The 12,894-nt window shown below is 63.5% G+C and carries 10 protein-coding genes; 5 read left to right on the top strand and 5 right to left on the bottom strand.

The window, feature by feature from the left end:
- Positions 1-250: 250 nt before the first annotated feature.
- From ABH922_RS01105 to ABH922_RS01095, 3 genes are all read right to left on the bottom strand, one after another.
- A complete protein-coding gene (locus tag ABH922_RS01105; RefSeq protein ID WP_424805178.1) occupies positions 251-1,447 on the bottom strand; it encodes a thiolase family protein in 1,197 nt (398 codons plus the stop codon).
- 5 nt (positions 1,448-1,452) lie between these two features.
- Positions 1,453-3,111, bottom strand: coding sequence for an aldehyde dehydrogenase family protein (locus ABH922_RS01100; RefSeq protein ID WP_424805177.1), 1,659 nt, complete (start codon positions 3,109-3,111; stop codon positions 1,453-1,455).
- A gap of 311 nt (positions 3,112-3,422) precedes the next feature.
- Positions 3,423-4,610: a thiolase family protein gene (locus ABH922_RS01095; RefSeq protein ID WP_424805176.1), complete on the bottom strand. Its 1,188-nt coding sequence runs from the start codon at positions 4,608-4,610 to the stop codon at positions 3,423-3,425.
- A gap of 99 nt (positions 4,611-4,709) precedes the next feature.
- Here ABH922_RS01095 and ABH922_RS01090 point away from each other — a divergent pair, with 99 nt between their 5' ends.
- The 3 genes from ABH922_RS01090 to ABH922_RS01080 all read left to right on the top strand — a co-directional run bounded on the left by ABH922_RS01090 (position 4,710) and on the right by ABH922_RS01080 (position 8,450).
- Complete coding sequence (locus ABH922_RS01090; RefSeq protein ID WP_424805175.1) at positions 4,710-6,323, top strand: class I adenylate-forming enzyme family protein; 1,614 nt, start codon at positions 4,710-4,712, stop codon at positions 6,321-6,323.
- A complete protein-coding gene (locus tag ABH922_RS01085; protein WP_424805174.1) occupies positions 6,320-7,267 on the top strand; it encodes an NAD(P)H-dependent flavin oxidoreductase in 948 nt (315 codons plus the stop codon). The genes ABH922_RS01090 and ABH922_RS01085 overlap by 4 nt, the downstream gene beginning before the upstream one ends.
- 127 nt (positions 7,268-7,394) lie before the next feature.
- Positions 7,395-8,450 (top strand): hypothetical protein, encoded by a 1,056-nt coding sequence (locus ABH922_RS01080; protein WP_424805173.1) that lies wholly within the window; start codon positions 7,395-7,397, stop codon positions 8,448-8,450.
- 191 nt (positions 8,451-8,641) lie between these two features.
- On the opposite strand, the gene ABH922_RS01075 is transcribed toward ABH922_RS01080, so the two are convergent.
- Entirely contained in the window at positions 8,642-9,559 is a 918-nt protein-coding gene (locus tag ABH922_RS01075) for a winged helix-turn-helix transcriptional regulator (RefSeq protein ID WP_424805172.1), read from the bottom strand.
- Positions 9,560-9,913: 354 nt separating this feature from the next.
- Between ABH922_RS01075 and ABH922_RS01070 the strand changes: the two genes are divergently transcribed.
- Positions 9,914-10,774 (top strand): acyl-CoA thioesterase, encoded by an 861-nt coding sequence (locus ABH922_RS01070; protein WP_424805171.1) that lies wholly within the window; start codon positions 9,914-9,916, stop codon positions 10,772-10,774.
- A gap of 331 nt (positions 10,775-11,105) precedes the next feature.
- A complete protein-coding gene (locus tag ABH922_RS01065) occupies positions 11,106-11,933 on the top strand; it encodes a PE-PPE domain-containing protein (protein WP_424805170.1) in 828 nt (275 codons plus the stop codon).
- A gap of 11 nt (positions 11,934-11,944) precedes the next feature.
- On the opposite strand, the gene zapE is transcribed toward ABH922_RS01065, so the two are convergent.
- Entirely contained in the window at positions 11,945-12,886 is a 942-nt protein-coding gene (zapE, locus tag ABH922_RS01060) for a cell division protein ZapE (RefSeq protein WP_424805169.1), read from the bottom strand.
- Positions 12,887-12,894: the final 8 nt, after the last annotated feature.

The following is a 12,894-nucleotide window of genomic DNA, read 5'->3' as shown; positions in this document are numbered from 1 at the left end:
CAGGTGTACGACACGGGCGCGATTGCCGCGATCTCCGACAGATTCTTCGGGTCGGTCACAGCGGATGCGCCCCCATGCGCCCCGACGTTGCGGTCGAAGAGATCCACAAGGGTTTCGCGACGCCACCATCCGCGCTCGAGATTGTCCTGTACGCGCGCTTCGGGGTGACAGCCGCGCAGGTGGTTGACTGGCGAGGAGTCCATAGGTTTCCCAGCTTTCGTTTCCGTGGATGGCGGGGGGAATACAGCGCTCATCGAAGGCGCCTGACGACGACGGCAGCACCGAGGCCCAGTGCCGCCGGAACGGTGATCAGCGCGTACTCACCGTCCACTCGGCGCAGCTGGTCGAGTGCGTTGACCAGGAGCAGGCCACCGCCCGCGCCGAGCGGGTGACCGGTAGCCATCGCCCCACCGAGTGGATTGACTTTCGCAGGATCGAGGTCGAATTCGCGAATCATCAACAACACCGAGGCCGCAAACGATTCGTTGGCTTCGATCACGTCGAGTTGGCCGGCGGTGATCCCGGCGTTGGCGAGGGCCCGTTTCGCTGCGATCACCGGCGCGGTCAGCAGCGGCGAGCGGACAGCGGCCTGGGCGACGCCGATCACCTCGGCGATCGGCGCGTGGCCTGTCAGGGCCGATGCCGCGCCCGAACCGAGTACGGCGAGTGCTGCTCCGTCGGACATTCCGGGGGCGGTGGCGGCAGTGTGCAATCCGACCTCGGGAAGCGACGCGTCCGGAAGTCTGGTCGCGACTCGTTCCCACGACGGGTCCTCACCGAAGAGCGGCTTCAGCTCGGCCAGCGAGTCGACTCCGACATCTGCGCGTGGACCCTCGTCCGCCACCAGTACGTTGTCCTCTCCGATTCGGATCGGAACGATGGAATCAGAGGGCGGCGCCGCAAGTGCTCGTCGATGCGAGGTGACCGCAGCCTGGTCGAGTTCGGCTCTGGTGAAACCGTAGTGCGCAGCCGTGAGATCAGCTGAGACGCCGATGTTCACGAAGCCCGTGCGATCTGCGAGTTCCCGATCGAATGCGAACGACGGCTTGTCCGACATCATCGGCACCCGCGACATCGATTCGACGCCGCCGGTCACCACGACGTCCGCGATACCGGAAGCGATCTTGGCTGCTCCCGCCTCGACGGCATCGAGACCCGAGCAGCACAAGCGTGAGATCACGCCGCCGGGAACGGCATCGGGCCAGCCTGCCCACAGTGCTGCGGCGCGAGCGACGTTTCCGCCCTGATCGCCCACAGCGGTACTCGTACCGATCAGAATGTCACCGACCGATTCAGGGTCCAGGCCGCGTGCGTGAATCGCGGTGAGTAGCCGGCCGAGAAGATCGTAGGCTGGAACCTCGGCGAGTGTTCCACCCTGCTTGCGGACGCGGGCTTTCGGGGATCGAACGGCGTCGTAGATGTATACGCCGGAAGTGAACTGGGACATGCTGATTACCCCTCTACCTGACGGCGGTCCTGAACGATACGGAATCTGCCGGCGATGAACGACTCGTCGGTCAGTGTGGCGTTGCCGGCGGGATTGAGCCCGGTGACGTGATAGTCGCTGTATGCGGCGGCGTACTGCATGGGCATGGACGAGACGAGATTGGCCGACAGGGACGCTCCCGCATCGGCGTAGGCGTCGGAAATGTCGTCGATCGCAGCGTCGTCGGTGCAGTACAGGTACGAGCTGATGGCGCCGTGGGCTCGCACGCTCGCGGTGGCGTGCTCGACTGCCGAGTCGCGGTCGGCGCAGTCGATGACAAATGCGACGGGACCGAATTCTTCGCCTTCGGGAAGGCTGTCGCCTCGGCGTGGATCGACCCGGATCACCAGTGGGGTCACGGCGCGAGCGTGCAGGTACTCCGGGTGCTCGTACGCAACCGGGCGGCGAACCAGGGTGCCGTTCGCCTCGGCGCGGGCAGTCAGGGCCGAGAGCGAGTCGCGCGTGTTTTCCGACTGCAGCGCACCGCACACCGCGGCAGCTCGACGCGGCGTTGCCGCAAGGTCGTCGATCGCCGTGACGAGAGCCGCCACGACGTCGTCGCGCGAGACGATCCCGTTGTCGGTCTGTACTCCACGATCGGGAATGTAGATGTTCTGCGGTGTCGTGCACATCTGTCCGCTGAACAGGGACAGGCCACCAGCCAGCGTCCGCAGAGTCGCGGCCAGATCGTGCACCGAGTCGAGGACGACCGTGTTGACCCCGGCCGTTTCGGTGAACACCAGTGCGTTACCCGAGTTCTGCTCGAGCCACGTTCCGAACGTCTGGCTGCCCGTGAAGTCGACGATGCGGGTCTGCGGATCGGTCGCCAACCGGGCCGCGATCGGTGCATCGACGGTGTCGACGACGAGCTGGACTGCGTCCGCCGGTAGACCGGCATCGACCAGGACGTCGCGAATCACGCTGACTGCCAAGGCCGTCGCGAGAACTGATCGGGGGTGCGGTTTGACCAGTACCGGATTGCCGGTCGCGAGATTCGCCAGGATGGCCGGGTACGCGTTCCAAGCGGGGAACGACGCACAGGCGACGACGAGTGCCGTTCCCAGCGGGCGGGCCCGATAACGCTTGTTCAATGTCACCGGAGTTTTGCCGAATCTCTGTTGCCAGGTGACGGTTTCGGGTGCCCGGTCCAGTACTGCCCAGGCCATCGCCACCGCTTCCAGGCCGCGATCGAGCGCATTGGTGCCGCTACCGCTGCACGCCATGTTGAGGCTCTGACCGGTGGTATGTGAGGTGACTGCCGCGAATTCCTGCCCACGCTGGTGGATTCGGCGCAAGGACTCGAGGCACACCCCCACCCGCGCCCTGGCACCGGCGTCTCGCAGTGCTACCGCGACTTCGGCCGCGCCTGCCAGAGCTTCGTCCACCGTCGGGGCACCGTAGGTGACGTTCAGCGACTTGCCGGTGTAGGGAGAGACCTCGTCGGCGGTTATCGCCGCCGACCACGCCGCCGAAAGATCGAGCGTGGCACCGTCGTATACACCGACCAGTTCTTCGGCATCGCCGGCCGTCGGAGTTTCGATCGGGGTGAATCCGGTCCATGCAAGGCGAGTCCGGTTGGCTTCGACTGCGCCGTGGAGCAGATCGAGATGTGTTTCGAAGAACATGAGCACTCGTTCCTGTCGACGGAATCCGACTAGTTGAGCAACTTCGGCGGGCCGACTCGGAACGATCTCGTTCATTCACACCACAACCAGTTACTACTATTACTGAAGTCAATCAAGAGACTACCTGTATGTCAATATCCGATCGCGGTGCGAACTGCTTCACTTCCTCGACCGGCTGACGCGGCCGGCCGACACGCGCAGACGACCGACGTTCGCTCGACCCGGTAACCGGAACCTCGATACGTAGCCGACGAACAGGTGCCGGAGCAGCGCCACCGAACTCGGGCGGGGCTGTCCCGACGCCGCCGGCACTACACCTCGACAACGACGGCGATGCCCTGCCCGACCCCGATGCAGGCAGACGCGATCCCGATGCCGCCGCCCAGTCGCCGTAGATGACGCATGCAGTCGATCACGACACGAGCAGCCGAGGCACCGAGCGGATGCCCCAGCGCGATGGCACCACCGAACGGGTTGACTCGATCGGTGGTCATGCCCGGCAGTTCGCGCAGGCAGGACAGAACGACCGCGGCGAAAGCCTCGTTCAGCTCCAGCACGCGAACATCGGACAGACTTCGACCGGCCCGATCCAAAGCCTTCGCGATCGCACCGACCGGGGCGATCGCGAACTGATCGGGCGAGACGCCGACCACTGCGGAGGCCAGCACTCGACCCAGCGGCTCGACATCCAGATCGGCGGCAACCGCTCCGCTCGCGACGAGGGCGGCAACGGCACCGTCGCTGATCGGTGACGAGTTACCCGCAGTGACACTTCCGCCCGACGAAAACGCGGGTCGCAGCCCCGCAAGTGTCGCGGCGTCTGCGGCGCGAATCGGCTCGTCACGTTCGAGCCCCACATGTGGCGAGACGAATCCGTCGTGCACTCCGTCCGCCCATGCCTGTGCGGCGAGCTCGTGCGATCGTAATGCCCATTCGTCCTGTTCGAGGCGACCGATTCCACGCTGTTCGGCCACCAATTCGGCGGAGCGACCGAGTGACTCGACCCACGGCGCCGGAAACCTCGGATTCGTCATGCGCCAGCCGACGGTAGTGGGCACCAGATCCAGCGTCCGGGGAAAAGCCGACTCCACCGGGGGAAGGACGTACGGCGCCCTGCTCATACTTTCCGAACCGCCGGCGACGACCACGTCGGCATCCCCGGCCGCCACCAGTCGATTCGCGGACAAGATCGCTTCTGCTCCCGATCCGCACAACCGATTGACCGTGACGCCGGGAATCGCGTGGGGCAGCCCCGCGAGAAGCAGTGCCATTCGGGCCGCGTTGCGGTTGTCCTCACCTGCACCGTTCGCGTTTCCCCAGACCACGTCACCGATCCGGTCGACGTCGAGGCCCTGATGCCTGGCGACGAGGTCGGCGATCGGCATCGCAGCGAGATCGTCCGCGCGTATGTGCGACAGCGCACCTCTGGCCGAGCCGAACGGAGTCCTCACCGCATCGAGCACCCACGGGGTGCGGGGGTCCGTGGCAGAACGGTTCACAGCGGTCTCCTTCGTTCGGCCGGCACCGAAGTGTTGCCAAAATCGGCCCCGGCGTTGTCTACTTCAATAAGTGTAGCGAATTGGAGGAGTTGGATTCATATGTCGATCGCCAACGTAGTGCGCACCGCGGCCGCGAGCTTCGGTGCCGAGGTTGCAGTGGAGGACGGCACACGTTCCCTGACGTTCCTCGAACTGTCCGAACGGGTACACCGACTCGCAACGGGGTTTGTCACCGCAGGTGTCCTTCCAGGCGCGGTCGTACTCGTCCTACTTCCGAACTCGGTTGCATCGGTGGAGGTCGACCTCGCACTGACGATCGGTGGCTACATCCGGGTGGCACTCAACCCCCGCGTCGGCGAACGGGACTGGGTCAGAATCGCTCAGGACTGCGATCCGGCCGCCATCGTCTACGACCCACACGTCGAGGGAGCGGAGGACTTCGCGGTGCGATCGTCGACAGCGACACTCGTCAGCACACAGCACACCGATCGAGCTCGACACACCCTCGACGCTCTCGTCGACGGTGCGCCGTCGAACCCGACAATTCCGGAGCTCGATCCGAGTTCACTCTGTGCACTTCACTATTCGTCGGGTACCACCGGAATTCCGAAGGGAGCACAGCGAACCCACGCGAACCGACTTTTCTCGCTCCGGGCCATGAGCGATCACGTCTTGTCCGGCACACTGGACGGGCGCGAACCCGCCGTGTTCGTTCACGCCGGCCCCGTCATCCACACGAGCGGACTGTTCGTCCTCCCCTTCCTCGAAGCCGGCGGACGGCAGGTGCTCCTCGACCACCCACGGCCGGCCGATGTCGTCGCGGCCATCGCCGAGCACGGCGGGACACACACCGCCCTCGTACCGACGGTCATCGCCAAACTGCTCGAACTCGGTGACGACGAGCTGAAACCCTTGCAGGCGCTGCGGATGCTCGCCTACGCAGGCGCACCCATGCCGGTGGAGCACATCCGCCACGCCTACCGAAGGATCACACCGAACCTCGTTCAGTACTACGGGATGGTCGAAGCCATCCCCCCGCTGACCGTCCTAGGCGTCGCCGATCATCGCCGCGGAGTCGATACCGATCCGAATGTACTGAGCTCGGTAGGGACACCGTGCACCGGCGTCCTGATCGAATTCCGTGACGGCGACCAGGCAATCCCCGACGGCGATATCGGCGAACTCGTGGTCAGTGGCCCGGCCGTCAGCCCCGGCTACCACAACGCCGATACCCGCACGGATCTGGGCAAGAGCCACGTCGACGGACACCTCTTCTCCGGTGACCTCGGACTGCGGGCGCCGGACGGTTTCGTCCATCTGACCGGACGCAGCAAGGACATGATCATCACCGGGGGCTACAACGTGTACCCCCGCGAGGTGGAGGAAGAGATCTCGGCGATTGCCGGCGTGAAAGACGTTGTAGTCGTGGGGCTACCGGACACTCTCTGGGGTCAACGCATCGTCGCGGCATACACGATCGACAGCACCACCGCGATCGATCGAGAACACGTCGTCACCGAAAGCCGGCGCCGCTTACCTGACTACAAGCGCCCGAAATCCGTGTACGAAGTCGACGCCCTGCCGTTGACACCACTGGGCAAAGTCGACCGAACCCGCGCAACCGAGATTCTTCGGAATCTCACCTCGGATCGAGCCGAACGACCCGGCAGTTCCGCATCTCACCCAACGACTTCGAACAGGAACCTGCCGTGAACAATCCGTTTTCCACTTCCCTCCGTATTCCCGTCGTCGCCGCGCCGATGTTTCTGGTCTCGGGTCCGGACCTCGTCGTCGCAGCCTGCCGATCCGGCGTAGTCGGTTCGTTCCCCACCCAGAACTGCCGAACCACCGAAGACCTCGACACCTGGATGGGCACGATCACCGACGGCCTTCGCGTTACGGGCCGGCCGCAGTTCACCCCCGCGCCGTGGGCAGCCAACCTCGTAACCCACAGCAGCAACGCACGTTTGGCCGACGATCTACGTCTGGTTTCCGAATACAAGCCCGAGATCGTGATCACCGCACTGGGCTCGCCCCGCCCGGTCATGGATATCGTGAAGGGATACGGCGGCACCGTGATCGCCGACGTGGTCGACCTCAAGCTTGCACACAAGGCAGCCGACGCCGGTGTGGACGGCATGGCCTGTGTGTCCGCAGGCGCAGGCGGACACACAGGCCACCTGTCCCCCTTCGCCTTCACCTCGGCGGTGCGGGACTTCTTCGACGGAATGATCGTCATCGGTGGCGGTATCACCGACGGCTACGGGGTTGCAGGTGCAGTCGTCGCCGGTGCCGATCTGGTGTACATGGGAACTCGGTTCCTCGCCGCACAGGAAAGCCTGGCGGAGCCGCGCTACAAGCAGATGATCGTCGACAACGGCCCCGACGATCTGGTGATCAGCTCCGCGATCACCGGCACCCCCGCCTCGTGGCTCAAGCCCAGCATCGTCGCCTGTGGCCTCGACCCCGACAACCTGCAACCGCCGTCGGAGGCGAAGAACTACACGGCAGGCAGCACAGCCATCAAACGGTGGAAGGACGTGTGGGCGGCCGGCCAAGGTTTGCAGACCATCCGGGCGATCGAACCGGTGAGCGCGATCGTCGATCAGATCTCGGCCGAATACGACGCTGCACTGCAACGAATTCCGACCCTCTGACGCGAATCGACCCGAGTCGAGCACTGCGACCGTCAGTCGAGCACTGCGACCCGACCCGTACGGCGCCGCCGCTGATACGGCATCCAGGCGTTTCCTCGCCTGTCACCAACCAATGAAAGGCAATGACATGCCGTACAAGGTAATCCAGTGGGGAACCGGATCCGTCGGTCGAACCGCGCTCCGACGCGTCATCGACGATCCTGATTTCGAACTGGTGGGCGTGTACGTGACGTCCGAACAGAAGAACGGCCTCGATGCCGGAACGATCGCCAAACGCCCGCCGACGGGGGTGATCGCCACGAACGTCATCGAGGAGATCCTGGCGCTGGAGGCGGACGCCGTCATCCACACGTCTCTGCTCTCGGTCCCCTACGACGAGCAGAACCAGACGGTCGCCCGAATCCTCGCCAGCGGGAAAAATCTGATCTCCACCAACGGTTTCTACCGGCCGCGCATTCACTCCGAGGACTACTGGCGGCCACTCGAAGCTGCCGCGCTGGCGGGCGGATCCACATTGGCAGGGTCCGGTCTCAATCCCGGTTTCATCGCCGAGCGCATCGCGTTGCTCGCATCGGGGCTGATGGCGAGCCTGGACCAAATTCGCTGCACCGAATTCTTCGACGCGTCCCTTTCCCCCTCCCGAGGACTTCTCGAGAACGTCATGGGATTCGGTACCGAACCCGAGAAATCCGATCTCACCAAAGGGGCGCTCGCCGAGGTATACAACACCTACTACGCCGAGACGCTCCACTTCGTCGCGGAATCAATCGGTACGACAGTGGACCGGATCGAACCGCTCCACGAGGTCGTCCTGGCACCCCACGACATCGAACTCGCCGCAATGACGATCCCGCAAGGCACCGTCGCCGCGACGACATGGCGGTGGAAGGGCCACTTCGCGTCCGGCTCGACCATGATCCACGAGATACTCTGGACGTCCTCGACCGACCTTCACCCGGGCTTGGAAGAAGGCGGACACTGGCGCGTCGAACTCGACGGAAGGCCGAATGTCCGGCTGACGCTGGACCTCAGTGACCCTGATCCGGGCGCTCCGATGTCCCGGCCCGGGATGGACGCAACGGCATCCGTACTCCTCGGCCTACTGCCCTCGGTGGTCGAGGCAGCTCCCGGATTCTACGACTTGCCGACGATTACCCCCTTCCGGTCAGGACGCAATCTGTAGTGACGTCCCGGTATCGACCGTCAGGGCTGGTGCGCTGACGGTCGACTGCCCGGATCAGAAAGTCTCATCTCACTGATTTACTACCATTGATGAAGCATAATTGATGTCAAAAAGGCCCGAATCAGCACAGCCGTCAGACCAGCGCAGCGGCATCAGGATCGACGCGTGTCGGACCGGCAGCGTGCGAACGCTCAGTATTCGAAGGCTATCGACGTCCGGTCGAGAACGGTGTCACACCCACGGCAGCTCAACGTCGGTTCCAGCCACGCACCGCAATCGTGATGCCGCAGTCGTGGCCCCAGCAGCTCCGGTGGAACGTCCGGGTGCGCAGTCTGCGTCCACGCCAACAAGAATGCGAAGATCGGAAACAGCGCCCGCCCACGCGGGGTCAGAGCGTACTCCCGTCCGCCTTCGATGCGGGTGAGGATCTTCGCTTCACACAGCCGGGTCAGTCTCTCCGTCAGCGTGGTCGGTGAAATTCGCAGAACCGACTGGAACTCTCCGAATCGACGAACGCCCGAGAGTGACAAGCCGGTGACCATGGCGCTCCATCGATCACCGATCGCCTCCATGACCTCGGTGAATTGCAAGTCGGCGCGGCTCAACGCCGGCGAGCTACGAGTTGATCGTCGCCTACTTCCGCCCGTAGCCGTCACGAGCAGGTCCGGATTCACCTCCAACCGGGCATCTTGCGTCCTGACCTTGCTCCGACAGTGGCCGCACACCATCTCCGGCGGCCCACGACGACCACAGTCGACATGCACCATTTCGGGTTGCAAAAGCCCGTCGACCGACCACTCCCGCTGCCAGGTCCAGACACTGACGAGGAACTCCCACGTCGCCAGACCGAGCCCCGTCAGGACGTAGTCGTGCCGGTCGTAGCCACCCAACTGGGGGCGTCTTTCCATCAGCCCGGACTCGGTGAGCGCGACCAACCGCGCCGACAGAACAGCAGGCGGAGCGCCGGTGCGATCGATCCATTCCCCGAAACGGTGGATGCGGTCGACGAACGCATCCCGCAGTATCGCGACCGTGAGGCGATCCCCCAGAAGGTCGATCGTCGTCGCGATCGGACTGGGCTGCGCATCGGAGCGCACAAGGTCAGCCACCCGCCACCTACCTCCACAGCCGTCCACGTGTGAGAACCTGTTCGATGCCAGGCCTCCCCAACAATAGCGACCCCCATTGCGTTGACACACCCCGGCAGTCGTACTTCAATAAATGTAGCTCATGATGGTATTGAAGCGATCGCCCGATCAGCACACCGGCGGCCGGCGAGAAGACGAGAGCAGTCCACCGGCTCACGTCGATCGCCACACAACCGTCACAGGCCGTCCGCTGCCTTGTCGTCATCGGACGAACAACCGGCCTCGAGGGTCGGGAAACCGAAAGGCAAACGCTCAGTGAATAATTCCGAAGGAATTTCATCTAACGCAACCACGCACGTGTCCCGGACCGATCGGATGGTCGGGAAGGTCGGCAGCAATGTGGCGGGCGTACTGTCCTCGTTCGAGCTGAGCACCTCGGAACCGGACGTATTCCATGCTCCCAGTATCGCCGGCATGCCTCGAATGTTCGGCGGGCAGATCGTCGCGCAGACACTGCTCGCGGCACGTCGTACCGTTCCGGCAGCCGCCGACGGCCAGTCACTACACACGTACTTTCTCCGTCAGGGCGACGCGCAACGTCCGGTCGAGCTCGTGGTCACGCGCCTGCGTGAAGGCCGAACTCAGACGTGCAGAAGCATCAGCGCAGTCCAAGGCGATCGTGTGCTGGCAGTGACCAACATGCTGTTCACCTCCGGAGTAAGCGAAGAGATCGGTCATCGGACATCGATGCCTGCTGCGCCGGATCCACTGTCACTGCCCACATTCGGCGCGTGGCGAGAGCACATCAGCTCGACCGATCCGGACTGGTTGGCAACCGACGCAATCGATGTTCGTGTCGTCCCGGGAACACCCGGAGAAGAAACAAGCTTGGTGTGGATGCGCTGCAAGTCCACGCTGCCCGACGACCCAGGCATACATCAAGCCATGCTGGTGTACATGTCCGACATCACCACATTATCCGGTGCCCTCGTTCCGCACGGTGTGCCGATCGGTCACAACTCCAACGGGATCCGAACCTGGTCGGGCCTGTCGGTGGACCACACCATGTGGTTCCATCATTCGGCACGCGCAGACGAGTGGCTGCTTTTCGTGCAGCATTGTCCGGCAAGCGCCTCCGGGCGCGCCTTGATCCAGGTGAACGTCTTCACCGAAGACGGGCGTCTTCCGATGTCGATCGCGCAGCAGGCGCTGTTCGCTCGACAGGACAACTCGTGACTCCGCACTCGTCTGCGGCAGGACTGTGCGAGGTAGGTCTGTGTGCGCCAGGGCTGTGCGCACCGGATACGGCACCGGATGACCATCGAAAGAGAAGCAGCACAAACACACTGAACGGACGAATCGCCGGTTGGACATCTCGGTAATTCGATGTGCCCGGAATCTTCTGCTCAGTCTCGCTTTTGCTGCCTACGAGCAACATCCTGTTTACCGTGGGAACACCTCCACGACTCACAGGTCCAGCACTATTTCGTTCAGGCATCGGATTACGCTTCGATCCACGGATCATCTCGCCGATCAACGAGATTGCAGATACACGGAGACAGGCCAGATGAGAAAACACACGTTGCCCGTCGCGTTCGGCCTCGCCGTAGGAGCGACGTTGGTGGCTCCGGCACTGTCCGGGGCGGCGCCGGACAACGACAATTGGTGCCCACCCGGTGCAGTGTTCGCAGTCGGTGGGACGTGGGACCCAACCGGGCAGACCACCCAGCCGGTGACGAGCAGGTACGCGGCACAGGGCTACACGGTGAATCCGGTGACCTATCCGGCCAGCTTCTGGCCATTGGGCGATCAGACCTACGACGCCAGCGTCGCGGCCGGAGTTCAGTCGCTGCGAGGCGACGTAGAGGCCTTCCACACGAGTTGCCCGTCCAGCCGAATAGTCGTCACGGGATACTCCCAAGGCGCTCGCATTGCCGGCGACGTTCTCGACAGCCTCGCCCATGACGAGTTCGTCCCCTCGTCGCAAGTGACGGGAATTCTCTATTCGGACCCCAGAAATTCCAGTGGTGGCATCGAAACCGTGGTGCCGAACCTGATTCCCGGCGCCACCATGACGGGCCCTCGAGACGGATTCGGGGATATCCCCGTACACGAGGTCTGCATCGAGGGCGACGGCATCTGCAACATGCCGAACCCTCTCGATGCACCCTCTGTTTTCGTGGACTCCGTCTTCGGGTACTTCACCAAACACAACACGTATCAGCCGGTGATGACCGAGTCGACACCACCACCACCTCTTTCCGTGGTAATCGATTCCCCCGCTTCACGATTACCTCTCCCTGATGTCGCGACCGCGGTGATCGACCGAGTGGTGGAAAATCTGACTCCCTACGTGCGGGCCGCCGTCAGCGCGGGTCTGGGCCGAGGCAATTAGCACAGCCTGATTCACGGTCGATGCGACAGTAAGCCGAGACGACTACACAGGCGAGCTGCCCCCTCCTGGCCTCGAATACCGTCGACCAGTACGTCCAGCGGCGCAGCTGCCACGACGGTCAGCCGAACATTTCTGTCGTACAGAACATCGACGACATTGCCGAATCTACGCAGGGCGAACTCGGGCACATTTCTCAACACAGGGACCCCGAGGATCACCCATGCGTCGTAGGCATCCGCCAATTCCAGGTAGTCGGAAGCGGATGTAGGTGCAGAACACAGCATTTCGAAGTCGAATTGGATCTCACGGTCCCGAATCGCCGCGCATGTCAGCTGTCGTCGACCGACAGTGAGAACTATTCTTTCCTCCGGCCCAACCGCTGCCGATTTCTCGTCGACCAGGAATCGGCCGGATGCGAATCGTCCGTCTGTCGGTCCCGCACTACCGGAAAGGCGGTAGTCGATCGATCCACCCAACTCGATCACGTCGAGACTCTCCTCGATCAGAGCGATCGAGGGGAGGAACTTGTCGTGGAAAAGCGGGTTGGGCAATAGATCGGACGGCGGAACGTTCGACGTGACGACGAGGGTCACTTTTCTCCGAATTATCGCATCGAGGACCCGGGACAGCAGTATCGCGTCGGCGACGTCGTCGACATGGAATTCGTCGAAACACAGGACGTCGATCTCGTCAACGGCCTGGTCCACAGCCGACGACATCGAGCCGATCCGGTGCGCGGCTCGATGAAGGTCGACGAAGAACTGATGAAAGTGCTTTCGCTGCTTCGCTTTGCAGACTGCGTCGTAGAACTGATCCATCAGCATCGACTTGCCACGACCGACGCTCCCCCACAGATAGATGCCGCCACCGACAGTTCCCGAGCCACCGTCGACCCGCGAACGAAGCTCCGTCAGTGCCGACTGCGCCGCGATTTGCCAGCCGTCCAGAAACATGAGACTCC

It is taken from the genome of Rhodococcus sp. 27YEA15 (genome assembly GCF_049739425.1).
In the GTDB taxonomy this organism is placed as follows: Bacteria; Actinomycetota; Actinomycetes; order Mycobacteriales; family Mycobacteriaceae; genus Rhodococcus_F.
This window is presented reverse-complemented; position numbering and strand designations above follow the sequence as displayed.

Coding starts and splice junctions, on each gene's coding strand:
- ABH922_RS01105 (WP_424805178.1), bottom strand. CDS start 1,447: ATGTCCCAGTTCACTTCCGGCGTATACATCTACGACGCCGTTCGATCC.
- ABH922_RS01100 (WP_424805177.1), bottom strand. CDS start 3,111: ATGTTCTTCGAAACACATCTCGATCTGCTCCACGGCGCAGTCGAAGCC.
- ABH922_RS01090 (WP_424805175.1), top strand. CDS start 4,710: ATGTCGATCGCCAACGTAGTGCGCACCGCGGCCGCGAGCTTCGGTGCC.
- ABH922_RS01080 (WP_424805173.1), top strand. CDS start 7,395: ATGCCGTACAAGGTAATCCAGTGGGGAACCGGATCCGTCGGTCGAACC.
- ABH922_RS01070 (WP_424805171.1), top strand. CDS start 9,914: ATGGTCGGGAAGGTCGGCAGCAATGTGGCGGGCGTACTGTCCTCGTTC.
- ABH922_RS01065 (WP_424805170.1), top strand. CDS start 11,106: ATGAGAAAACACACGTTGCCCGTCGCGTTCGGCCTCGCCGTAGGAGCG.
- zapE (WP_424805169.1), bottom strand. CDS start 12,886: ATGTTTCTGGACGGCTGGCAAATCGCGGCGCAGTCGGCACTGACGGAG.